Source organism: Bacillus sp. J33, from assembly GCF_000518885.1.
GTDB lineage: Bacteria > Bacillota > Bacilli > Bacillales > Cytobacillaceae > Cytobacillus.
The window spans coordinates 118,827-142,534 of record NZ_JAEL01000004.1; the positions used below are offsets into that span (position 1 = coordinate 118,827).

25 protein-coding genes are annotated in these 23,708 nt (G+C 40.2%); 5 read left to right on the forward strand and 20 right to left on the reverse strand.

Features of this window, described 5'->3' with window-relative positions:
• Positions 1 to 50: 50 nt before the first annotated feature.
• From dnaB to L634_RS0101530, 5 genes are all read right to left on the reverse strand, one after another.
• Positions 51 to 1,367 (reverse strand): replicative DNA helicase, encoded by a 1,317-nt coding sequence (dnaB, locus tag L634_RS0101505; RefSeq protein ID WP_026580915.1) that lies wholly within the window; start codon positions 1,365 to 1,367, stop codon positions 51 to 53.
• Complete coding sequence (locus L634_RS0101510) at positions 1,367 to 1,708, reverse strand: hypothetical protein (protein WP_034261702.1); 342 nt, start codon at positions 1,706 to 1,708, stop codon at positions 1,367 to 1,369. Before L634_RS0101510 ends, dnaB begins: the two co-directional genes overlap by 1 nt.
• Positions 1,701 to 2,453 (reverse strand): conserved phage C-terminal domain-containing protein, encoded by a 753-nt coding sequence (locus tag L634_RS0101515; protein ID WP_026580917.1) that lies wholly within the window; start codon positions 2,451 to 2,453, stop codon positions 1,701 to 1,703. Before L634_RS0101515 ends, L634_RS0101510 begins: the two co-directional genes overlap by 8 nt.
• Positions 2,454 to 3,087: 634 nt before the next feature.
• Positions 3,088 to 3,318, reverse strand: coding sequence for a hypothetical protein (locus L634_RS0101525; protein WP_026580918.1), 231 nt, complete (start codon positions 3,316 to 3,318; stop codon positions 3,088 to 3,090).
• 460 nt (positions 3,319 to 3,778) lie between these two features.
• Positions 3,779 to 4,258: an Lrp/AsnC family transcriptional regulator gene (locus L634_RS0101530; protein ID WP_026580919.1), complete on the reverse strand. Its 480-nt coding sequence runs from the start codon at positions 4,256 to 4,258 to the stop codon at positions 3,779 to 3,781.
• A 244-nt stretch (positions 4,259 to 4,502) separates the two neighbouring features.
• On the opposite strand from L634_RS0101530, the gene L634_RS0101535 reads away from it, so the two are divergent.
• Positions 4,503 to 5,426 carry a DMT family transporter gene (locus tag L634_RS0101535; RefSeq protein WP_034261723.1) on the forward strand — a complete coding sequence of 308 codons (924 nt, stop codon included), beginning with the start codon at positions 4,503 to 4,505 and terminating at the stop codon, positions 5,424 to 5,426.
• 73 nt (positions 5,427 to 5,499) lie between these two features.
• Here the strand turns inward: L634_RS0101535 and L634_RS0101540 are convergent, their stop codons facing one another.
• The 5 genes from L634_RS0101540 to L634_RS0101560 all read right to left on the reverse strand — a co-directional run bounded on the left by L634_RS0101540 (position 5,500) and on the right by L634_RS0101560 (position 11,921).
• A complete protein-coding gene (locus L634_RS0101540; protein WP_026580921.1) occupies positions 5,500 to 7,050 on the reverse strand; it encodes a BCCT family transporter in 1,551 nt (516 codons plus the stop codon).
• A gap of 169 nt (positions 7,051 to 7,219) precedes the next feature.
• Complete coding sequence (locus tag L634_RS0101545; RefSeq protein ID WP_026580922.1) at positions 7,220 to 8,311, reverse strand: tartrate dehydrogenase; 1,092 nt, start codon at positions 8,309 to 8,311, stop codon at positions 7,220 to 7,222.
• An 18-nt stretch (positions 8,312 to 8,329) separates the two neighbouring features.
• On the reverse strand, positions 8,330 to 9,778 hold the full coding sequence (locus L634_RS0101550; protein WP_026580923.1) for an aldehyde dehydrogenase family protein: 1,449 nt from the start codon (positions 9,776 to 9,778) through the stop codon (positions 8,330 to 8,332).
• Positions 9,771 to 10,856 (reverse strand): aromatic ring-hydroxylating oxygenase subunit alpha, encoded by a 1,086-nt coding sequence (locus tag L634_RS0101555; protein ID WP_051428142.1) that lies wholly within the window; start codon positions 10,854 to 10,856, stop codon positions 9,771 to 9,773. The genes L634_RS0101550 and L634_RS0101555 overlap by 8 nt, the downstream gene beginning before the upstream one ends.
• A 45-nt stretch (positions 10,857 to 10,901) precedes the next feature.
• Positions 10,902 to 11,921, reverse strand: a complete 1,020-nt coding sequence (locus L634_RS0101560) for an NAD(P)/FAD-dependent oxidoreductase (protein ID WP_026580925.1) — start codon at positions 11,919 to 11,921, stop codon at positions 10,902 to 10,904.
• A gap of 193 nt (positions 11,922 to 12,114) precedes the next feature.
• Here L634_RS0101560 and L634_RS0101565 point away from each other — a divergent pair, with 193 nt between their 5' ends.
• Both L634_RS0101565 and L634_RS30385 read left to right on the forward strand, forming a co-directional pair.
• A complete protein-coding gene (locus L634_RS0101565) occupies positions 12,115 to 13,482 on the forward strand; it encodes a sigma-54 interaction domain-containing protein (RefSeq protein WP_026580926.1) in 1,368 nt (455 codons plus the stop codon).
• Between the two features lie 608 nt (positions 13,483 to 14,090).
• Positions 14,091 to 14,582 carry a VanZ family protein gene (locus L634_RS30385; protein WP_034261706.1) on the forward strand — a complete coding sequence of 164 codons (492 nt, stop codon included), beginning with the start codon at positions 14,091 to 14,093 and terminating at the stop codon, positions 14,580 to 14,582.
• 57 nt (positions 14,583 to 14,639) lie between these two features.
• Here L634_RS30385 and L634_RS0101580 read toward each other — a convergent pair whose 3' ends face one another.
• The 6 genes from L634_RS0101580 to L634_RS0101605 all read right to left on the reverse strand — a co-directional run bounded on the left by L634_RS0101580 (position 14,640) and on the right by L634_RS0101605 (position 18,365).
• The gene (locus L634_RS0101580) at positions 14,640 to 16,097 is read right to left on the reverse strand and encodes a serine hydrolase domain-containing protein (protein ID WP_051428144.1); all 1,458 of its coding nucleotides are present in this window, start codon (positions 16,095 to 16,097) and stop codon (positions 14,640 to 14,642) included.
• A gap of 45 nt (positions 16,098 to 16,142) precedes the next feature.
• On the reverse strand, positions 16,143 to 16,619 hold the full coding sequence (locus tag L634_RS0101585; protein ID WP_026580929.1) for a small multi-drug export protein: 477 nt from the start codon (positions 16,617 to 16,619) through the stop codon (positions 16,143 to 16,145).
• Positions 16,620 to 16,806: 187 nt separating this feature from the next.
• The gene (locus tag L634_RS0101590; RefSeq protein ID WP_034261710.1) at positions 16,807 to 17,073 is read right to left on the reverse strand and encodes a hypothetical protein; all 267 of its coding nucleotides are present in this window, start codon (positions 17,071 to 17,073) and stop codon (positions 16,807 to 16,809) included.
• Positions 17,074 to 17,114: 41 nt separating this feature from the next.
• Complete coding sequence (locus L634_RS0101595; protein WP_026580931.1) at positions 17,115 to 17,528, reverse strand: RDD family protein; 414 nt, start codon at positions 17,526 to 17,528, stop codon at positions 17,115 to 17,117.
• Positions 17,529 to 17,597: 69 nt separating this feature from the next.
• Complete coding sequence (locus L634_RS0101600) at positions 17,598 to 18,002, reverse strand: DUF4181 domain-containing protein (protein WP_026580932.1); 405 nt, start codon at positions 18,000 to 18,002, stop codon at positions 17,598 to 17,600.
• A 24-nt stretch (positions 18,003 to 18,026) separates the two neighbouring features.
• Positions 18,027 to 18,365 (reverse strand): hypothetical protein, encoded by a 339-nt coding sequence (locus L634_RS0101605; protein WP_051428146.1) that lies wholly within the window; start codon positions 18,363 to 18,365, stop codon positions 18,027 to 18,029.
• Positions 18,366 to 18,717: 352 nt separating this feature from the next.
• Here L634_RS0101605 and L634_RS0101610 point away from each other — a divergent pair, with 352 nt between their 5' ends.
• Both L634_RS0101610 and L634_RS0101615 read left to right on the forward strand, forming a co-directional pair.
• Positions 18,718 to 19,845: a YibE/F family protein gene (locus tag L634_RS0101610; protein WP_051428148.1), complete on the forward strand. Its 1,128-nt coding sequence runs from the start codon at positions 18,718 to 18,720 to the stop codon at positions 19,843 to 19,845.
• Complete coding sequence (locus L634_RS0101615) at positions 19,842 to 20,618, forward strand: YibE/F family protein (protein ID WP_026580935.1); 777 nt, start codon at positions 19,842 to 19,844, stop codon at positions 20,616 to 20,618. Before L634_RS0101610 ends, L634_RS0101615 begins: the two co-directional genes overlap by 4 nt.
• 209 nt (positions 20,619 to 20,827) lie before the next feature.
• Here the strand turns inward: L634_RS0101615 and L634_RS0101620 are convergent, their stop codons facing one another.
• The 4 genes from L634_RS0101620 to L634_RS0101635 all read right to left on the reverse strand — a co-directional run bounded on the left by L634_RS0101620 (position 20,828) and on the right by L634_RS0101635 (position 23,708).
• Positions 20,828 to 21,043, reverse strand: coding sequence for a hypothetical protein (locus L634_RS0101620; RefSeq protein ID WP_026580936.1), 216 nt, complete (start codon positions 21,041 to 21,043; stop codon positions 20,828 to 20,830).
• Positions 21,044 to 21,136: 93 nt separating this feature from the next.
• A complete protein-coding gene (locus L634_RS0101625) occupies positions 21,137 to 21,604 on the reverse strand; it encodes a DUF523 domain-containing protein (protein WP_026580937.1) in 468 nt (155 codons plus the stop codon).
• A gap of 230 nt (positions 21,605 to 21,834) precedes the next feature.
• Positions 21,835 to 22,830, reverse strand: coding sequence for an ABC transporter substrate-binding protein (locus tag L634_RS0101630; protein ID WP_026580938.1), 996 nt, complete (start codon positions 22,828 to 22,830; stop codon positions 21,835 to 21,837).
• Between the two features lie 86 nt (positions 22,831 to 22,916).
• Positions 22,917 to 23,708 carry an ABC transporter ATP-binding protein gene (locus L634_RS0101635; protein WP_026580939.1) on the reverse strand — a complete coding sequence of 264 codons (792 nt, stop codon included), beginning with the start codon at positions 23,706 to 23,708 and terminating at the stop codon, positions 22,917 to 22,919.

Consider the following 23,708-nt stretch of genomic DNA (forward strand, 5'->3'; position numbering starts at 1 on the left):
TCCCCGCTATAGTCATTCTTCCCCTTTATCGAAAACCCCTTTTTCTATTTCTAGACAATCTTTCTTCCTGCCGCTGGCAAATCCCCAAACTTCCCGATTTCTTTCATAAAAGCCAGCCTCACTGTGCCGATTGGGCCGTTCCTCTGCTTGGCGAGGATGATGTCAATCGTATCCTGCTTATCCGAATCTTTGTCATAATAATCATCCCGGTATAGGAATGCGATGACATCCGCGTCCTGCTCGATCTGACCGCTCTCCCTCAAATCCGAAAGCATCGGACGCTTATCCTGGCGGCTTTCCACCCCACGGCTCAGCTGGGACAGAGCAATGACCGCCACATTCAAATCCCTCGCCATCGTCTTCAGCTTCCGGCTGATTTCGCTGATTTCTGCCTGACGGTTCTGGTGCCGGCTATCCCCGACGATCAGCTGCAAATAATCGATCACCACCAAAATCCTTTTATCATCTCCATACTTTCTCCTCGCCTTCCGAACCTTTGACCAAATGTACTGGATATCCATTCCGGCCTGGTCAAAGATATGGAGTCCCGCCTTTCCAAGTTCACCAATGACACCGGTATAATGATTCCAGTCATCCGGGTTAAAATATCGTTTGGGATTCCGCATCTTAATCGAATTAATTTCCCCTTTACAGCTGATCATCCTTTTCAACAGCTGCTTTCTTGACATCTCCAAGGAAAAGATAAGGGCGATATCCTGACCGGCAGCATTCAACGCCATATTGAGCGCAAACGCCGTTTTCCCAACGCTGGGGCGAGCGCCGACAATGATCAGATCAGACTCCTGGAATCCTCCAGTCAGCTTGTCCAGCTTCGCAAAACCAGAAGGAATCCCCGTCATTTCGCCAAGATCCTTTTCCGACTCCTCGTATAGCTCTACCAGTCCCGGCATGACTTCCCCCAGGTTTTCATCGCCAATATGATCCTCAATCATCATGAGATTCTGAATGCCATCCCTTAAGGTCACTGAAATATCGCCTGTTTTGGCATTCTCCTGAATCTGCCCTGCTATCTCAACAGCCTTGCGCTTTTGGTAATATGCAAGAACCGTATCCTCGTAAAATTTATAATTCGCGACAGACGGCACACTCCCTGCCAGCTGCGTAATATAGCTGATTCCGCCAATGCTCTCCAGGTTTTGCTGGCCCGCTTCCTCCATAACCGAAATGATATCCACCGGCTTGCCTTTTGCATCAAGCTGGCGAATCAGGAGCATTAGCCGCTTCAATCTGACTAAATAAAAATGTTCAGGCCTTACCGTACAATCTTTTACCAGCCCATCCTCTAAAAATAGCGCCCCTACTACTGCCTCTTCCGCTTCCTGGCTGTAAAGCTCATATCCGTTCATCAGGATTGACTCCTCCGAATCCCGAGAATCTCGCGCATTTTTGCCAGTTCAGCCTGCACAACGGCCTCACTCGCAGGTTTCCAGGCAGAAGGCACAATAGACACCGTGTCCCGGCAATCGGGAATGGCCCTGGATACAGCTGCAGTTTTTCGCACCAAATCCGAAATTTTAGGGGGATATGGAGATTCCTCGACATGCCGCAGCAAGTTCCTCCGCAGTTCCTCAATCCCATGGCTTTTCAGCACCTCATGCCAGGAATCGATTTTTTGCTGATTTACCTCAAACTGCTCGTAATAAACCGCAATCAATGCCAGCAGCGTATACGTCTCCCGCTTAGTCATCAAGGTTAAAATCCTCCTCCCTCAGCTTTCTCCCCCTTGGCTTTTGGTTCAAATACGACTCAAACCGGGTGCCAAACAGCGTCTCCGGCCTGAGGAACTTGCTCCAGTACGGATCTTCCAGCCATTCTGCTGCCTTCAGGTCAATCACCTTTTTAAAATCATCCAGCGTAAAGCCTTCCCGCCACCTGGCCCGAATCAGATTCTTCGTTTTCTTGGAGCCTGTCCGGTAGGCGGAATGGGTTTTGCTGTTCAGGTATTCAACAACCGCAGCATAAGGAATATCTTTTTTCTCTGCAGTAGTCTCTGTAGTAGTCTCTGGTATTGCTTGCAGCATGCTGTCATCCTCCATATCGCAATCTGTTATGTTCGATCCAGCATCCTGATGAACTCGATGTTCCATTCCACAGGCACCAAAGGATACATCCAATTCTTCCAGCTTCTGATAATCAATCGTGTACCATTTCGTCTTATCCATTTTACTCGCATTAAAATTCCCCGAGATCAGCAGCCCTTTTTCCTCCAGCGAACGAATCGTCCGTCCGATCGTCGCATTCGACCAAAATGGCATCTGACTCTGCCAATCTTTATATGTATTGTAAACCCACGTGCGCCCTTCCTTTTTATTTCTGCTCATCTTCAGCCAAAAATGGATCTGCTGAAGCAGCACCGCCTCATTCAGTCCCAGCTTTTCCGCCAATGACGGAAGAATCAAAACCGGATTTTCATTAATTAGCAGATTGCTCATCTTAATCCCTCACCCTTTTAAAAAAATAATCTTGGACCGTTCGAAAAAATTGCGATGTTCTTTTCGCAACCTTCCATTGCGTCAGTCCCTTCATACATATAATAGAAATGAGACGTCCAATCGGACATGGCGAAATAAAAAATCCCCAGTAACTGTGAACATTCGGTGAACAAAAAAAAGGCTGCAGATTTTCCCTGCAGCCTTTCTTCAGACACCCTAATCTCGATTTTTATCCGTGAGCAATGGATCCAGCTTGTCTTCTACACACTTTAATCTGTCATTTCTTCTTTTAAAAATAAAGAACGAAATAATGATAGCAGATGGGATGTAAAGGAGAATTCCACACGTGATTAATTGAAAAATTATATCGCCGGCATTAAATCCAGCTTGAGCACCCTAAATTTAAACTTTCTCTCCCCTGCTCTTTAACTTACCTAGTATTTCATGATTCAGCTTTATTAAGTATTCCTGCTCCTTTTTCATTTCGTTTTGTCTGTATGTAAGAAATAGAAGAAAGAGTAGGCAAACGATAGCGAATAAAATCCAAAACAACTGAAAAAAGAAAACCATCTTAAGACCTCCTGCTAATTCTATCCACATTTTAACATACTAGCAGGTTGATTTCAGAAGGTGATCAAGGCCTTCCCCCTTCAAACGCATACAACAAAATCTCCATCCCGCTATGGGTCTTGCGCCAATCGTATACCACGATGACTTCCTCGCCTGTTCTGCTTTCTACTTCAGCTTTAAATTTATTTTTAACTTCCTCGATAATGATTCGCTTATGTTCATATTTCCCTGAGTTCACTTCTCTTCGATCATCATAGACAATTTTGTAATCAAGGAGCTTATTAGAAATGTTCACGCTGGCACCTCCCTGCCTAAAAGTATTTACATTTCCGCCAATAGACGTTTAACAATGGTCAATTTCTGCTGAAAGTCTCTTGATCAATGGAATCAATCGCGTTAAATCTTTTTTACATATTATACCACCAATTAGACTATAAGAGTTATGCACGATAAAAATAACAGGTTTAAATAGAACATAGAGAGGCCGCTCCTATTTGTCCTCCAGTTGTTTATAAAACTAAACTCTCGGAATATAGGAAAAGTTCCTGTAAGCGCAACATCTTTCAGCACACTATCACTTTTATGCGTTTATACTTTAGTCGGTTGAAATAATATTCAGAATAGAGTAAAATTAAATTGGTCGAACTATCACTAGTTGACCCCCTATTATCCTTGAGCTTAGAAATTTCTAGGCTCTTTCTTTGACTCTTATTTTCAAAAGAAATGCAGCAAGATGAATTTCCTCTGAAGTCCCTTTACTTCCCAAGTATCGGCAGCACCGTCGAATCCTTAATCTCCCGCAAAGCCAAACTTGTTTGTATTTTGGTAATCCCCAATTCATTCAGCCTTCTGATAAACAGCTCCAGCCCCTTGCGATCCTTGCAGGCCACTTTTAACAGATAATCATACTCCCCTGTTAAACAATGGCACTCCAAGACTTCCTTCATCGATTCCAATGTTTGTTCAAGAGATTCCAGTTTTTCCGCCAAGTGCATGTTGGTGCTTATAAAAACAAAGCAAAGTAAATCAAAACCCAGTTTTTCATGGTTTAAAATGGCTACCTGCTTTTTGATATATCCTTCTGTCTCTAACCGCTTGATTCTGGCATGTACCGCTGGCGCCGATAAATTGACCCGTTTTGAAAGCTCCAGATTGCTTAGCTGTGCATCCTTTTGAAGCAAATCCAAAATTTTAATATCCACATTATCCAAAACCTTGCTTACAATTGATTCCACGGTTCATCACCCTTTTCAATTATTCCAAAAATCCGCAAAAAGATATTCCGAAAATGAATTTTTTAAACTTAAAATCTATAATACTTTCATTTATTTTGAATTAATATAATTATACAAAATGTTCTTTTGTTAATTAAGGAAAATGTTAAAATAATTCATATAAATAATGTCATTGTGCACAATGGCTCTTTATTTCTTGATTTAAAAGGAAAAGGGGCTAAATGACGTGAAATATTATCTGTTAATGCTTTTAACCAGCTTTCTTTGGGGCGGAAATTTTATTGTTGGAAAAACGCTTGTGGATCATGCCTCCCCTATCACTTTGACCATCTTAAGGTGGGCGATTGCAATTATTTGCCTGGTTCCTCTTGTTTGGCGGAAAGAAAAAAAGCTGATTCCTCCAAAAGAATCCATCCTGCCTTTGTTTTTGATGGGAGTTACAGGGGTGGCCTTATTTCAGGCATTACAATTCATGGCCTTGGAAAAAACATCGGCTACCAATGTGGGCTTGATCTCGACATTAAACATGTTTTCGATTGCTGCATTCTCCTTCTTATTCCTAAAGGAAAAAATGAATTCACTTCAGTTCTTTTCCATGTTCGTCTCACTATTTGGCGTTTTGCTCGTCCTTTCAAAAGGAAACCTGGAATTGCTATTTACATGGCAGTTTAATATAGGAGATCTCTATATGATGGCAGCTGTTGGCATGTGGGGACTCTATTCAGTCTGCAGCAAATGGGCGATGGCAGCTGTCACACCGATGATGTCGATCCTTTACTCTGGCATTTTCGGCCTTCTCGTACTGCTTCCTTTTAGCATTAAAAATTTCACAGTAATGAATATAGATGCCCCTTTTGTGCAATCCATTTTGTATACTGGCTTAATTTCAACCGTTCTTTGTATGGTGCTTTGGAATATCGGAGTAAATAAACTGGGAGCAAATACTTCCGGGCTTTTCCTAAATTTCAATCCGATTTTCACAGCTGTTTTAGCCTTTGCCTTTTTAGGGGAAAAAATGAATTGGACTCAAGCTGCAGGAAGCGCCATCGTCATTGCAGGCTGCTTCTTATTTGCCATTCTTAAAACCAGGCCTGGCAGACTTAAAGAGAAGAGCCTCGAGATTCCTTCGCCAATTTTATCAGGTGAGCCGGTTAAACAAAGGCCCTAAAAGAACATATAAAAGTGCCTGTCCCTTAAATTCGCTGAGAGACAGGCACTTTATTTTCCTGCATAGCTCTAAACTACGCCTTTTTAGCAGTCACTTTTTTTCTTATATTAACTATAGGCTCATTTTGATTTCTGCTTTCATTCAAGACTTTCAACTCATCCTTTAAACCCTTATAAGTAGAATAGCACATAACAAGCATTAAAATGGCTAGTGGAATAGAAGTTGCCACTAACGCCGATTGTAGCCCAGACAGCCCGCCAGTTATAATTAATACAGCTGAAACGGCTGCAATCACAACGCCCCATATGACTTTCGTTGAGTGGGATGGATTAGGATTTCCGTTTTCACTGATCATCCCTAAGACAAAAACAGCTGAATTTGCAGAAGTAATAAAGAAAACAAGTACAAGCACCATTGCTAAAATACTTAATAATACACTCATAGGAAAATACTCAAAAAACGTAAACAAAGCAGAGGTGACGTCAGTGGAAACTGCAGTGGCAATTGCTGTTTCGCCCATGTTTTGGATAAGGTCAATGGCTGATCCGCCCATAACGGCAAACCAGAAGAATGCTCCTATAACAGGAATGAAGATAGCTCCAATCATGAACTCCTTTATCGTTCTTCCCTTTGAAATTCTGGCTACGAAGCTTCCTACAAGCGGAGCCCAGGCAATCCACCAGCCAAAATAAAATAACGTCCAGCTCGCAATCCAGGAGCCTTCACTATAAGGCTCTGTCCTAAACGACATACCTATGAAATTTTGAGCATAATCACCGATGCCTTGAAAAAAGATTTTTAATATGGCTTGAGTTGGCCCAAGAAATAATATAAATGCTAATAACGCAAAGGCGAGCAGCATATTCAGGTTTGACAGATTCTTCATAGCTCCATGGAGACCCGAAACAGTTGAACCCACATAAATTAAACTAACAATAAGAATAATAGCCATTTGAGTATAGAAACTTACTGGAATCCCCCAAAGGTAATTCAATCCGCTATTTACTTGGAGTGTACCAAAACCAAGCGAAGTTGCTATTCCAATTACAATGGATAGAATGACCATAACATCTATCAATTTGCCAAAAGCCCCTCTAATTTTGTCGCCTATTAAAGGATAAAAAACTGAACTTAAGGATGCCGGGAGCTTTTTGCGGAACTGGAAAAAGGCCAAGGAAACGCCTACTACTGCATAACATGCCCAAGCAGAGACTCCCCAATGCAGGTACACAAATTGCATCGCAAGCTTGGCAGATTCTTCTGAGGAACCTTTTCCAAAAGGAGGATCAATATAGTATGAAACAGGCTCAGCTACACCCCAAAATACCAAACTTATGCCTATAGATGCACTAAACAGCATTCCTACCCATGTCGCTGTTTTGTATTCGGGACGGTCATGGTCTTCACCCAGCCTGATTTGGCCAAACTTTGAAAGTCCTATATACATACAGAAAGCAAAGAAGAAAAAGACACTGCCTAATATAAACCAGCCTAAATTATTATAGATAAATTCCAGGGAATGAGCGGAGAAGCTTTCCATTTGCTTAGGAGCAAATACCCCAATGCTGATCAAGACCAAACTTATTGCTAATGAGGAAAAAAATACAGTTTTTTTACTGTTCATATCAACACTCCTCGTATATTTATAGAATTTTCTGTATGTTAAATGTAAGCGGTTTCCATTTATTTCAAAGAACGTTTCTTTTATATAAAAAATAAGTATAAAAGAAATATGGCAAAAATCAACCTATGCCATAGGAAGAATCTCTTCTTCCTATGATATCGGCTGACTTTTAAACATTTATTTTTCCTGCAGCCATGCGGGTGTCAATAATGTCAATAATTCGATCTGCCACTTCACCTGTAGTAGCTGTTCCGCCCATATCCGGTGTAAGAATTTTATCTTCTATCAGCAGCTCTTCAATGGCACTAAGCACATGTTTTCCATAATCTCTATATCCGAAGAAATCCAGCATCTGGCTGGCAGACCAAATGGCAGCCAGCGGATTAGCGATTCCTTTTCCTGCAATATCGGGGGCAGAGCCGTGTATGGGCTCAAACATGGACGGATATTTTCTTTCAGGATTAATGTTGGCACCTGCTGCAAGTCCAATTCCGCCTGCAATAGCAGCTCCTAAATCTGTTAAAATATCTCCAAATAAATTGGATGTTACAACCACTTCAAACCTTTTTGGATCCTTAACCATTAGCATGGCAGCCGCATCGACAAGATAGGAGTAAGTCTCCACTTCAGGGTATTCAGCACTTATTTCTTCAAAGATCTGATCCCAGAAAACCATCGAATAATTTAATGCGTTAGCTTTAGATATGCTTGTGAGAGATTTTCCTTCTCTTTTGGCAATCTCAAACGCATATCGGATAATTCTTTCGGTTCCTTTTCGGGAAAACACACTGTTTTGCAGCACAACTTCATTCTGCTGCCCTTTAAACAGCCAATCCCCAGCACCAGAATATTCACCTTCACTATTTTCCCGGATAAACAGCATATTGATGTCCTCACGATTTACATCGATTAATGAGGTTTTTGCTCCCTTTAGCAATTGTACTGGCCGGATATTAACATATTGATCGAATTCTTTTCGGATTTTCAAGAGCAAATCCCATAATGATATATGATCAGGGACGCCGGGAAACCCGACAGCCCCCAAATAGATAGCATCAAACTCTCTTAATACATCGATTCCATTGTCATCCATCATTTTTCCATGCCTGGCATAATATTCACAGCCCCATGGAAAATAAGTGAAGTCAAAGCGAAAAGCAGAATCATGAGCAGCCGCTTTATTCAACACTTTAATCCCCGCGTCAATTACCTCAGGACCGATTCCGTCTCCTGCTATTACAGCAATCTTATAATTTTTCATAGAAATCACCCTTCGTCCTCAGTTATGATTCCAAACTACTAATTTCATTTCGGTCATTTCTTCTACTGCATATTTGATGCCTTCACGCCCGGTCCCGCTTTCTTTTACACCGCCATATGGCATTTGGTCAACACGGTAGGTTGGAACATCATTTATAATGACACCCCCAACGTGCAGCTCCTGTGAAGCATACAGGGCGTGTTTCACATTGTTTGTGTAAATTCCGGCCTGCAGACCGAATCGTGAATGGTTAACCTGCTTAACCGCTTCTTCAATGGAACTGAATTTGTTTACAACAACAATGGGTGCAAAAGCTTCCTGGCACGATACCTTTAAATCATGATCTGCATTGGTAATAATAGTCGGCTCAAGGACACCGTTTTGCAGCTTTCCTCCAGCTGCAATGTCCGCCTTGGTGCTATTTGTTTCCTCAATCCAGCCTAAAACTCTATCAGCCTCTCCTTTTGAAATTAAAGATGAGATATAGGTATCCGGTTCAAATGGATCGCCAATTTTCAACCGGTTGGCTGCCTGAACAAATTTTTGGGTGAATTCTTCATAGACATCTTCATGGGCATAGATTCGCTGGAGCGAAATACAAACCTGACCCTGATTGGAAAAAGCCCCCATAATGCAGCGATCCATAACCTTATCGATATCCGTATCTTTATCTATGATAAGTGCTGAATTAGAACCCAGTTCCAATGTCGTTTTCTTTAAACCTGCCCTGTTGCGGATCCCAATCCCAACCTCCGGACTGCCTGTAAATGTAACCATGCTGACCCGATCGTTTCTGACAATTTCTTCTCCTACGATACTTCCAGGCCCGGTTACAACATTTAACACACCAGGCGGAAGACCTGCCTCTTCAAATATTTCTGCAATAAACAATGCAGAGAGCGGTGTTTGTGAAGCCGGCTTTAATACGATTGTATTCCCTGCGGCGATCGCCGGCCCCACCTTGTGGGCAACGAGATTCATAGGAAAGTTAAATGGTGTGATGGCTCCTATGACGCCAATCGGTTCTCTTAATGTGTACCCACTTCGGCCAACACCGCCAGATGCAGCGTCAAAAGGAATTGTTTCTCCATGAATGCGCTTTGCTTCCTCTGCTGAAAATTTATACGTTTCTATTGTTCTGGCAACTTCCGCTTTTGAGAACATGATCGGTTTAGAAGATTCGAGTGTAATGATTTCTGCAGCTTCATCTGCTTTTTCAATCAAAAGTGAAGCAGCCTTTTCTAAAATTTCAGCTCTCTTATAAGCTGGCATTTTTGCCATCAGATATCGGGAGGCATACGCAGCATCAATTGCCTTTTCAGTCTGTGCTTTATCCGCCATTGCAATTTGGGCAATTTCTTCCCCTGAAAAAGGTGAGAATAGCGGTGCATATTTCGCTGTTTCTACTTTTTCCCCATTAATCATTAAGTGTTTTTTATTTGGCTGTACTCCAGTTAATTTACTCATTTAGGGCCTCCAATACCATTTCATGAAATTGAATAATTGCTTTCTCTGAAGATGAATATCTCCCTTTATTGAATGCACGTGAACGGAAGCCAATCTGCTCCAATTCCACCAGCTCAATATCCTCTGAGCGGACCTGTTCCGCAAAAGCCATTAAATCTTTTTCCTCCTGGGACAAGTTCTCATCACGGAAATAATAGGTGTATACTGCCATAGATGTTTCATGATCTACTGGGATGATTTGAATGGTAGCCATATTGCCAGGTCCCGGATAAATGGTCAGCATGAGATTTGGCCATAGCCAGTAGAATTGGCCGCCTTGCATTTCGGCCTCATTTAAATGAACAGTTCCATATTTTTTATCCGGTTTTACGATCGTTCCTTGTATGGAATAATTCTCACAAGTAATAATTTGATAATCATTCATATCAAGCGCTGCAACAAAACTTGGATGTGCAACATGGCAATGGTCACACTCTAAATAGTTATCCATAAAAGCTTTCCAGTTTGATTTAAAGGTCCGTGTTTTCTGATGGGTTCTTTTTAGTTCACTTAAAAAAGTATTTTTGCTTAATCTTTCAAAAAAATCTCCATATGACTCGCTTAGCGGCTTTGCGTTGTCATCCAAATTTACAAAAATCAGCGATTCCAAAATCTCCATCCGGACAGAACGAAGACACGCGTCCTTTACACATGCTTCGTCCTCCCCCCGGAAGTTAGGCGCTTTATTCAGCTTGCCATCAAGCTTGAATGTCCAGCCATGATAAGCACATTGAAAAATTTTCTTATTTCCGGCTTCGTTTTTTTCAAGCTTCGTCGCCCGGTGAGGGCAAACATTGTAAAATGCACGCACCACTTCATCCTTACCGCGATTTACGATGATAGGCTCTCCAGCCACCTCAGCTGTAAAGAAATCACCCGCCTTCTCAACTTGGCTCACATGTCCAACAAGCTGCCAGGATTTAGAAAAAACTAAATCCAGTTCTTTTTCAAATACTTTAGGATCTGTGTATTTGTCATAGGTTAATGTTCTTTCAAATGTACGGTTGGATGCATTTTGCACTTTATTGTAAGTAGTCATGATATATCTCCTTTATATGGATTTTATTTGTTTAGCTTCAAAGGGTTAAATGGCTGTGCTGGATTTATCCTTATCCGCCATAATGCTTGTACTATGAAGCGGCTGTACTTTTGAAGAAGGATCAATGTATACTTTGGCATTGCTGACAGCCGTTGGCGCCTCTCCAAAGCCGCTGGCAATAAGCTTTACTTTGCCTTCATAGGTGCAGATGTCACCCGCTGCATATATCCCGGGAATATTCGTTTCCATTTTGGAGTTTACAAGGATAGCATTTTTTCCAATTTCCAAACCCCAATCCTTAATCGGCCCTAATGAGGATACAAAACCAAAATTCACTAGAACGTCATCTGCTTCGATAACCATTGGCTCCCTGCCGCTTGTATTTTTCACAATCACTTTCTCTATTTTGTCTGTCCCTATCAGTTCATATGGTATATATGGCGTTAACACTTCCACTTTTGATTTATTCAGTCGGTGAACGCTATGCTCATGGGCCCGGAACTTATTTCTCCTATGAATAAGAGTCACTTTTTCGGCAATAGGCTCCAGCATCAAGGCCCAGTCAACAGCTGAATCTCCGCCGCCAAAGATAACCACCTTTTTTCCAGTAAACTGGCTTAAATCTTGAACAAAGTAGTGAAGATTTTTATTTTCAAATTTTTCTTCCCCCTCCATATTTAATTTACGAGGCTGGAAAGCGCCATTCCCGGCTGTAATAATCACTGCCTTCGTATAATGGGTGGCCTTATTCGTACGGATCGCAAATGATTGATCAGAGAGGCGGTCAATATGTTTAACCGATTCCCCCAAACAAATCGCCGGTTTAAATTGATTCATTTGTTCCAGTAATTTATCTACCAGCTCTTGAGCTCTCACCTTTGGATAGCCAGCTATGTCATAAATATATTTCTCCGGATAAAGAGCTGATAATTGTCCACCCAGCTGTGGAAGGCTTTCAATAATTTTCACCGAGGCCTGGCGCATCCCCCCATAAAAAGCGGTAAATAGGCCAACAGGCCCTCCGCCAATAATGGTGATATCGAAAGCATCAGGTTGATTTCCCATTCCTGAACCTCCTTTATGAATTTCTATACACCTTTTTTCTAATGCAATTACTGTGCCAATATTGTTAAACCCCTAAATGACAATGAAAATATTTAAAATATACTGAAAATACATAAATATTGAGTTAAAATCAACTCAACAGCAACGTTTATTAGTCAAAAATGACTCAGAGATTACATAGGAGGGTCTGCAAATGAAAATGCCAAATACAGCAGGCAATGTAGAAATGACACTGGATACCTTATTGAATATTCTTGATTATTCCTCTGATGAGATCTTTGTTTTAGATGGCGAAATGCGGATTCTATATGTGAATAAGGTGTGCGAACGGCATTACGGACTTAAGCCCAGTGATGTCATCGGAAAATACAATGTTGAACTTTTTGAAAAGGGGTACTGGAAGCCTTCTATTGTTCCGGAGGTATATCGCAGGAAAGAACCTTGCTACATGAAACAGCAAACATACATTGGTGCAGAGCTGATGACAACTGCCATTCCAATTTTAAATAACAAAAACGAAATTGAACTTGTTGTCATTACAGCAACGGAAGTACAAAAAATTAAAATGATGAACTTAAGAGAAGATCAACTTGAGTCAAAAACCACTCAACATGATGATGAAGAGGAGATTAGTATTGTAACAAACAGCGAGAAGATTAAAAGACTATTGGAGTTTTGTAAAAAAGTAGCACCAACAGATTCAAATATTCTTATTCTTGGGGAATCTGGAACTGGAAAAGGTGCCTTTTCCCAATATATTCACAAAGTCAGCAACCGCAAAAATGGCCCCTTTCTGGCCATTAATTGTGCTGCCATTCCAGAGGAATTGCTGGAATCCGAACTGTTTGGCTACTCAAAAGGCGCCTTTACCGGCGCCAATAAATTAGGAAAACAAGGATTAATTGAAGCCGCAGATGGCGGTACCATCTTCCTGGACGAAGTCGGTGAAATGCCGCTCTCCGTACAGGCTAAGCTGCTCCAGCTCATACAGGAAAAACAGTTTATCCCTGTAGGAAGCAGCGAAATGAAAAAAGTGGATGTTCGCATCATAGCGGCAACCAACCAAAATCTTAGCTCGATGATTAAAAACAAATCATTTAGAGAGGATTTATTTTATCGTTTAAATGTAATCGATCTTCACCTGCCGCCGCTGCGGGAAAGAAGAGAGGATATCATCCCCCTGACATACAACTTTCTGAATAAATTTAACCAAAAATATAACGAGAATAAGGTCATTTCTGAAGAGTGCTTAAATGTCCTGACTCACTATTCCTGGCCGGGAAATGTACGCCAGCTTGAGAACTTAATTGAACGGCTAGTGATTATTAGCAATTCCATTATTCACGTATCAGATCTCCCTGACATGATTACGGAGAATGTTGATCAGGATTCATACCCATCTCGATCGGCTACACTTGAAAAAGCGCTGGATGAGACTAAACGGATTATGGTAAGACGATCCTATCAAACTCACAAATCGTCCAGAAAAGTGGCGAGTGACCTTGGAATTAGCCAAACGAAGGCAGCTAGGCTAATTAAGCAATACTGCGGGGAACAATAATGAGAGTTAAAAAAGCCAGTTCCTGACAGTTGTCAGGGGCTGGCACAAAAAGATCCTTTTTCATAGACAAATTTATAATAGCTTTATAAGCTATCGACCCATTCCCTGAAATACTCCCGTAACTCTATAGGCAATTCTTCAACTGCAAGCACCTTTAGCTTCTCNGTACCTGGAGAAGTCATAATCATATAGCTCTTTTCGTTATACTCCAATAATGTGAATTGACTAATACGATTCGGTAATGTATCCAATCTCTTTATAAACTCGAAATCCTCTTCCTTGAAATTTTCCTCATATCCATCTAACATCAGCTTCTGTACATCTTCAAACTCCTCAGCAAAAGCCATTTCTTGATACAGCTCAAGTGAATGTTTTGGGATGACAAAGACTTGATAATTTGTTGCTGCCCCAATAGTTATAAAAATCACTATAATGATTCTAAACCATCTTGAATTCTTCAAAAGATCCCCACCTTAAATCCTAACGGTTAAAATAGATTTACGTTATTAACTTCCTAATAGTTTCCACCGCATTTAAAAAATCCCCTAAAGGATTTCTGGAAAAATTATGTTATTATGATCAAAGATTACATTAAAGCGGGGAATAAAATGAAGAGAATACTAAATACAGTAATTGGAGTCAGTTTTCTATTTTATTTATTTGCATTAGTCGTTTTACTATTCTTTATTTCCAGGGGATATTGGGCCGAAATGCCGTTACTGGAATATATTAAGCGCTCCTCAAATTTTGTGCCTTTTAAAACCATTAATGCTTATATAATGGCCATTTCCAATGGAAGTATGAATTTAATAATCCCTATCAAAAATCTTGCCGGCAATATAATCGCGTTTTTGCCGATGGGACTCTATCTGCCTTTCTTTTTAAGAAAGCTGACCAAGTTTCCTGCTTTTGCTATTGCTATTACGGTTATGATCCTTAGCGTGGAAATCGTACAAGTGATCACCAGACGCGGGAGTCTTGATATAGATGACTTTATTCTTAACTTCATAGGAGCAGCAATGGGCTTTGGAATTTGGAAAACAGCGAATGTCCTGAAATTATACGGCAGAAAACCAAATTCATCTATTAACAATAGTTAAATATAGATTCAAAATGCCTGTCTCGCTGATGTGGACAGGCATTTGATTTTACTAAAGCTACCTTGCCTTCTTAAAGGCCAATGTCATTGCCAGCAGCCCATTCAATGCCATGGCGATTACCGTCAAAATCATCAAAAAGGCAATATCAGGTGCAAACACCTTAATGGAATGCCATGGAGATCCAACACTAGAAATTAGGAGCGGGACAATCCCAATAGACAGTATAATGAAAAGAATGCCTAAAATAAGCCCCATTCCTTTGCTAAGAGGTTTTTTCGACTTTAATCTATTGAATAAATAGATTGATAGAACCATAAGCAGAAAGATGACCCCCAGCACTATGAATTGAATAGTCACGCCCAGGTTAGGTATTTCAACCGTTTCGTCACCGTTTAACAGATTAATGATGCCATGTTTCAAATAATAAAGTCCTTCTTCCTCCAGCGTATTATTTTTATTTGTAAGAATTACGCCGCCCCAGCCAGATTCGGGCAAATAAAACAGTTCTGCATGTGAATCAGGAGTCGATCCTGAATGCCAGATCAATCTTTCTGATGAATCCGGATTAGAAACACGTATGCCTAACCCATAATAGCGGTCCTCGCTTGTTTGGACTTGCGGTGTCATGTAAAGGTCCAGGGTTTTTTCACTAATTAAATGATTAAGTCCCTTGCCGTTTAATAACTTAATAAATTGAAGCAAGTCTGTTGTACTGGCCGTTATGTATCCATAAGGCGCCCCAGCGTTATCATAGTCTACAGAGCTTTTCACAGGAAACCCAAACCATGACTGATAGCCGCTTAAATATCCCCTCTTATATGCTGTTTCCTTATCTGCAGCTGCATGGGTCATTCCTATCGGCCCGAAAATGTGCTGTTCCATATACTCGGCATAGGGCTGATTGGAAACTTCTTCGATCAGGGCTCCAAGAATTAAGTAATTGGCATTACTGTATTGATGCTTTTCACCGGGCTTAGCAGTTAATGCTGCGTTATGCAGTAACCTGACCTGATTCCTGATTGCACCGCTGCCTGTCGCCTCTTTATCCGATAAAACCAGACCATCGAACGTGCTAAGGCCGCTTGTTTGCGCCAGTAAATGCCTGATTGTTATCTGGGAAGCCGCCTGTTTATCTTTTAACGTAAACCAGGGAAGATGGTCTTGAACCTGGTCATCGAGGCCCACGATCCCATTATCGATTAATTTCATAACCCCAATACCAGTTAGTGATTTGCTTATAGACCCGATTGTAAAAGGGGTTTCACTGGTAACCTTTTCCCTCGTTTCTCCTGTAACACCCCATGACTTTGAAAAGAAAAGCTCATTATTATGAATAATGGCAACTGATGCTCCTGGAACTCTATATTCATTTAGATATGCCTCTATATAGTTCTCAATTTGTGCTTTTGTAGGGACCTCAGCGGAAACTTGGGGAATAGCAGGATAAATACACAATGAAAAAAACAAAAGGAGAAACAGCATCATTTTAGATAATTTAGCTATCGGATTTGTCATAAATCATGATCTCCTATATGGAAATATTTTTTCTGAAAGCAATACTTAAAGAAGGTTTAAAAAACTAAAGCCATAAACAGAGCCAACCGCAAAAATAATTGTCCACCCTGCTAAGCTGAATGTCATCCATTTAACAACACGTGTTTTAGAGGCACCAAACGTCAATGCCAATATTGCGGCAATATCCGTTCCAACAAAGATTGGTGCCAATAAAGCTAATCCTGGAATCCCATACTTTTCCCATATTTTTCTTGAACGTTTTTCTTTTTTAGTTGGACCCGTTATGCCCTTCTTCATTTTTCTCGCTCTTCTCCACTTTTCTACTTCTTTGAAAAAAAGGCCAAGCAAGAAAATTAACAGGAAGTTGCCGACAAATGCGGCCAAACTAACGCCAACTGGCGGGAGCCCCCACAGAATCCCAAGAGGTACAATGATCGAAACATCCATCCAGGGTGCTGCAGCAAGTAAAAATAAAACTCCATATTGAATCATCACCGGTGATTCTTGTGCCCATTCTAACATGGCTTTCCCCCCTTATTTGCCAAACATTCGGTCTTTTAACCATAATAAGACTGGGAGAAATCAGCCAGCGATTCACCTAACATTTAACTGAATAATGTGACATCTTCGTCACTTTAATTCTGCAATTCAGCTGTACTTTATCCTAGAAAAATATCAGCAGTTCATGAACTTCAAAATATATGTAATTTTACTGTTTTGAGACCGGAGACGATTGCTTCTCCCAGTCAGTTGGTCCCTCATTTGCACTTATATACCTCTGCCAATACACGCCGCTCTGCTTATCAAATAGAATGATGTTATTGTCATTTACTGATATCAGCTCATATCTATATGTGTCTTCGAATGGTATTTTTTCATCTAACTTTGCATGAAACGATTGTGAAATAAACCAGGAACCTATTAAAATACATACTCCTAAGAATCCAATTGAAAAAGGCATTAAATTTTTACTCATCTCTAACTCCTTACACTCTCAATAAATTTAATAGAATGCACCTATCGCTCATTACTGACATAGGTCCCGCCAATCAGATCATGAATAGCTCTTTTGTCTTCTCTGAATATAATCATAAACATACTGACTAAACTGGATATGCCGATCGTTACATTCGCAAGTACGAACTTCCCTACAACTTCCCTTAAAATCATATTTTTTAATGTTAAATCTTGTTGATCCATCCGTTTTACTTTTATCTTAAACATGCGCTTTCCTATGATATAACCGCTCCACACCAGCGGAACCAATGTTAAATAGAAAGTGTAAATAGCTTGCCAGCGCCATCCCATTGCCCAATGATAAGAATAATCCCCGCCGGCCAGGAAGAACACCGTTGAAAATGGCACACTTAGTATTAGAAAATCACCTATATCTGCTAATAACCTAACGCCAAAACCTGCTGGCTGCTTCATTCATCTCTCCCCTTTCTTGACTGTCAAGCTGATAGCGGCAAACCCTAAGCATCCGTAATAGCTTAATAATTAGTTTAGAAAACTCTTTGTAGTATGATAGGCAATAATGATCATAATTGGATTCCACAGAGAAAAAGAAAAGTAGATGATATACTCCTTCGATTCCTTGGCAAACTTCTTCACCATATAACCTCTGTAACCAAGAAACACAAGCATAAATAAGGCAAGCCACAGATAATAAGGAATTGGGTTTAGCGGGCGGTAGCTGCCGCTATCGTAAACAGTAATACTTGCCAAAAAAGCACCAATTATAAAAATGATGAGAATCAAGATCTCTACCAGGGTTTGCTGGCTATTAAACCTTTTAGTATATGTAAGCTTCTTTGCAAGATTGAATTTCTTTTTCAGCCATTTCTCCAGGATGAACGAAATTATGACCAAAAAACAATAAATGACGATCGCGATCCAAAACAAGATTTCCCCTCCATAACAAGACCTTTAGTTCACAACCCTCCAAACCAGACCATCATCGAGTTGATAAATTTGCCCAAGAATTGCAAACGTTCTGGTTATTTTCTTCTCTCCGTTTTCCAATTCGAATTCCTTCTCATAAGAGGAGAAGATGCCCACATTCAGAAAATGAGAGGAAGTATGTATAATTTCAATGCTTTCAAACCAGCACTTTTCCTCCCAGCCCACGCCTTCACACTTGATTCCGTTTTCTTGCTTAATCCGCTCCTCCATTTCAGCACGAGAAGGAACAGTAAATAGCATAACGCTTATTAGAAAGACACCCATTATGATTCCGGCCAGGAAAATCCGCTTTGTGTTTTTCAAAAAATTCCCCCTTTAAACGTTTTTTGTCAACCTATGAATCTAATCCCCCTGTTAAAATGACCAATCTACTATTCCCTTATTATACCAAATGAAATAATTTCCTGAATAAAAAACAGCTTTTTATACAGTACTTGTCCTTACAAAAACCAAAAAAGAACAGCAGCAGCAAACCTCGTTTGCTTTATCTTTTCGTAAGCAGAATGGGTTATATTATATAAAGAGGATTTCTTGACTGCTTGAAATCGTTCCTGTTATTCTTAGTCCGGTGCAATGGCTATATGTGCTTACATCAGGACCCAGCTTTTGCCCGGCTAGTACGTCCAGCTCCTTTTCAATATTTGGAGGTTATGCTTTGAAAAATATAAAAAAATTGATTCACAATCCATTCTTTCTGTACAGCATTTTGGCAATTTGTTTTATACTCTCGGTTATATTTGTGGAGCATAATGAGTCATTCTATGACCGCCCAATAGCTGAAGTGATAGAAACAAAAATGGAAGATTCGACAGAAATGGTTGATATGTATGACAATAAGGATCGTCTTTTCAGTCAGCATATAATAGCCGAATTAAAAAATGGCGAAAAAAAGGGACAGCTTATCCATTTATCGAATGAGTATTCATTATCCAAAGCGTACGACCAGGAAATTCAAAAAGGGCAAAAAATATTTGTTTCCATTACGGAGAACAAAGAAGGAAGTACAGAATTAACTGGTTCAATCATGGATCTTAAACGTGATAAATACATATTGATTGTCTTATGGATTTTCATCTTTATTTTACTGATCGTGGGAAAGAAGCAAGGTTTTTTTTCGATTCTAAGCTTGGCCTTCAATGCCATTTTATTATCGTATGCACTGGATGTTTACCTGGAAAATCCTGAAATAAGCCTAGTATTGATATGCGGTGTTGCCGTTATTTTATTTACTGTCACTTCTTTGCTGCTTGTGAATGGTTTTAATGAGAAGACCTATGCAGCGATTATTTCGACCCTGCTGGGGACATTTATTTCACTGCTCGTTACCTATCTTGTTATATGGGTTACTTCAGGAAAAGGACTTAGATATGAAGAGATACAATTTATCACCCGTCCTTACCAAATGGTTTTTTTAGCAGGATTATTCATCGGATCTTTGGGAGCTGTTATGGACGTGGCCATTACGATGTCTTCTTCCATCTTCAGCTTGTATGAAAAGAATCAAAGCATACCAGTAAAAGCCCTTAAACGTTCCGGATTGGAAATTGGGAAAGACATTATGGGGACGATGACCAATATTTTGTTTTTCGCCTATATAAGCGGTTCCATCCCCATGCTGATACTCTATATAAAGAATGCTTCACCATTAGGATTTTCCCTTACCATGAACCTTTCATTGGAATTGGCCCGGGCCCTGGCTGGCGGGATCGGAATTGTGCTGACCATTCCAATCGGCCTGTATATTTCTATCTTTTTTGTTAATAGAAAGAGGGCGAGAACATGAATGCAATCGTTTTGCTGGCTGCCATTTTATTAATCTTAATGACTTGGATTGGCGGAAAAAAAGGGGCAAGATCTTTTTTTGCTATCTTTCTTAACTTTGGGATGATTATTTTTGTCATCTTTTTTATGAACGATCCCAATATTAATCCCATTATCGTCACATTGATTGCCTGTGCAGTCATTAGCTGTATTAATCTTTTTTATATTAATGAAATAAATATTAAGACCCTAACAGCCTTTATTTCCTCGATCATCACCATTGTTATTTTAATCCTATTCATAGTCATCGTAACCGAAAAGTCCATGATTCAAGGTTTCGGTGAAGAAGAAATAGAGGAGCTTAGTGTGTTTTCCCTTTATATTGGAGTTGATTTTGTAAAAATTGCGGCTTCTGTGATCATCATGAGTACAATCGGCGCCATAACTGACACTGCCATGGCGATCTCCTCTCCCATGCGTGAAATCCATTATCATAATCCAGCCATCAGCAAAAAGGATTTGTTCACAGCCGGATTAAGTATCGGAAAGGATATCTTGGGAACAAGTACAAACACATTATTTTTTGCTTTCTTTGGAGGATACTTGGCACTGCTTATCTGGTTTAAGGATCTATCGTATTCTGCAGGAGAGATTGTCAATTCAAAGATTTTCAGTGCCGAGATGATCACGATCCTTTGTGCCGGAATTGGTGTTACGATGGTTATCCCGATTACTTCCTGGATTACTGCCTTCTATTTAGTGAAAAAAGGAAAAAATACAGAGACGATTGAATAGTCATGACGACTAAATGAAACCCTCCCCTTTTTTGAAATAGAGGAGGGTTTTTCATTACTAGACAAGAATCCCAGCTGGTGCCGCTGTCTTAGGTGATAACTAATAAGGGGTTTTCCTGATGGACGTAATCTTGTGGAAAATGAAGGTAATAACAACTTCGAAAGCCTCAAAACTCAGGCAGGATCATTCATTATTTCTTCCAATCCTCATCAGCAGGTCTTTCGTTTATGTTTTTCGTTAATGATTTTTTTGTTTAATATTCTAACTTCCCCCACCATCAGCAGCCGCATATCCTCTACAATATACTTCGCTAACTCATCATCCGTGATGTCATCCCCATCAATATCAAGCCGAAAATCCTGCCCCTGAATCCCGCCGCCATTGGTAAAGTCGATTTCGAAGTCAAATTGAACTCTTTTGTCCATTTAAACTCCACCTTTGATTTGATTTGAAATTCATTCTATACATATTCAGCTTTTTTGAATAAAAAACTTAAATCGGCAGCCGGATCAATCATTTTAATAATGGCTAAGATGATTTTTCACAAATTGTTCCTCTGATATTACTGTTAATCCTTTTCTTTTAAGCAAGGCGGCGGTAACTCCATTTCCTGCGGTTTTCGTGCCTTTAAATTCACCATTGTAGATCATTGAACTGCCGCAGGATGGGCTATTTTCTTTAAGGACAACTATTTTTGCCTTTATATTCAGAGCTTCTTCTAACGCGGCATAGGCTCCTTGTATATATAGTTCGGTTACATCCCTGCCTGATTTCTCAACCACTTTAGCCTTTCCATCAAGCACATCCTCTCCGCCTCCACCCACTATTTCAGCAGGTTCCCTTGGTGTTGAAAATCCGCCAAGCAATTCAGGACAAACGGCTACAGCTTTTTTCTCTGCAACTAATTTCCTTAGCTTATTATCTAAAGAATGCGTACCGTCATATCTTACTTCTAATCCAGCTAAACAGGAGCTTACCAGTATCACAAACTGCACCTCCATAAAACCCCAGTTATCTTGATATATAACTTAATAGTACTGACATGGACTCCGAATGTCTATTTATATTCCACAGCACACTTTGTACGATCAAAATGCAGAAGCTAAGACGAGCAGCCGTTTAAACGGATATGCTTGCATTTTAATTTCTGATTTTCAATATGGTTTTTCCCGTACAAAAAAATTACCCTCTAAAACAGATAGAGTAACCTTGACCATTAAAATTTCTCGGGATAAAAAGCCTTTGCTAATGTTTCAATTGCGTATGGGCCCCTAATTCCTTCTGATCCTGCGGAAAGAGGCAGCACGACGAAACGTTTTTGTTTAATCGCTTCAACATCCGTTAATGCAGGGTGATTTAATAAAAACTCTTTTTTCTGGTCGGCTGTTGTGTCACCATAGTCAATAATCACAATGATTTCAGGGTTGCGATTGACAACCTCTTCCCAGGAAGCGGTCGCCCAGCCTTTTTCAATATCATCAAAAATATTGGATCCTCCAGCTAATGTGATCATTTCATTCAAAAAATTTTGAGCTGCAGTAAATGGCTCTTTCTCTCCGCTGTCATACACAAACACCTTTACTGGATCTTTAACATCTTTTACTTTCTCATGTACTGCATTCATATCTTCTTTCATGCTTTCTACTAATTCCTTTGCTCTGTCTTCAACCCTGAAAATCCGCCCAATGTTTAAAATATCTTCAAATACGTCATCCATCGAAGGACCATTCATATTTGATGACTGCTGCAGATAAGATTTAACTCCAGCATCTTCTAGCTGTTCAACTGTTCCCAATGCTTTTTCTGAAAAGGCACTTTCCCAGCCTGCATAAGCAAAATCAGGTTCTGCACCTAAAAATACTTCTTGACTGGGATATTTATCCGATAATACTGGGACTTTTTCATAAGCTTCTTGATACTGCGGGAGGATTTCATCATCAAGGAAGGCTGTTCCCGCCATTGAATCTTCCAAACCAAGCGCAAGCATGATTTCTGTTGCATGCTGATTCAGAGCTACTGCCCTCTTTGGAGCTTCTTCAAACGTAATGGTTCTGCCCATATTTTCTATTATGACCGGTTGATCTGATCCACTGCCTGAAGCCTCTGCAGTTTCAGCTTTTTGTTCTGATGAAGGTGCCTGATTGCACGCTGTCATGATACATAAGAATAAGAATCCAATACTTGCAGCTAAATTTCTTTTGACACTTATCATTTATTCTCCATCCTGTTCATGTTATCTTATCGTTTTTTCTGCCGTTTCCAGCACTCTTTAAACTATTGCATTACCTCGAATTTACATTATTTCTCCTTTGACGTTTGCAGCATCTCTTCTGATAGGTATGTAATATGGACTTTATTTGTTAAAGGGTGAATGATAATATCTGCTTCTACGCGAAAAACGTCTTTTAGCATTTCTCTCGTTAAAACGTCAGCTGGTTCACCTGACTGAATGATTTCACCATTCTCAATAACATAGATACGATCACAATAGGCTGCAGCTAAATTTAAATCATGTAAAGCAGCAATGACTGTCATATTTAATTGGCGGACAAGGTCTAATATTTGAAGCTGATGGTGAATATCTAAATGATTCGTGGGCTCATCCAGCACCAGAACTTTTGCTTCCTGAGCAAGTGCTCGCGCAATCATTGCTCTTTGCTTCTCCCCGCCTGAAAGGGAGGCAAATGACGAATGGATAAAATTCTCCATGCCAACCTTTTGGAGACATTTGCGAACAATCTCACCATCTTTCATTGAGTCAGACTCAAGAAATTTTTTATGCGGAAATCGTCCCATGGACACCATTTCGGATACTGTGAAATCAAACAATAATGGGGTTTCCTGGCTCACGACCGATAAGTTTTGAGCAACATGCCGCGGGGAAAGTGTAAAAAGATTTTTCTCATCAAGGGTGATCATCCCTGCATCCGGTTTGAGCACCCGATAGATATTCTTTAATAGAGTTGATTTTCCGCTTCCGTTTGGACCTATCAGGCCAACAAATTCCCCTGAAGAAACATCCATTTTGATTTCCTGAAGCAATTTTCTCTTGTCAATGCTGAAACTTAGATTTTTTACAGATAGGTTCAA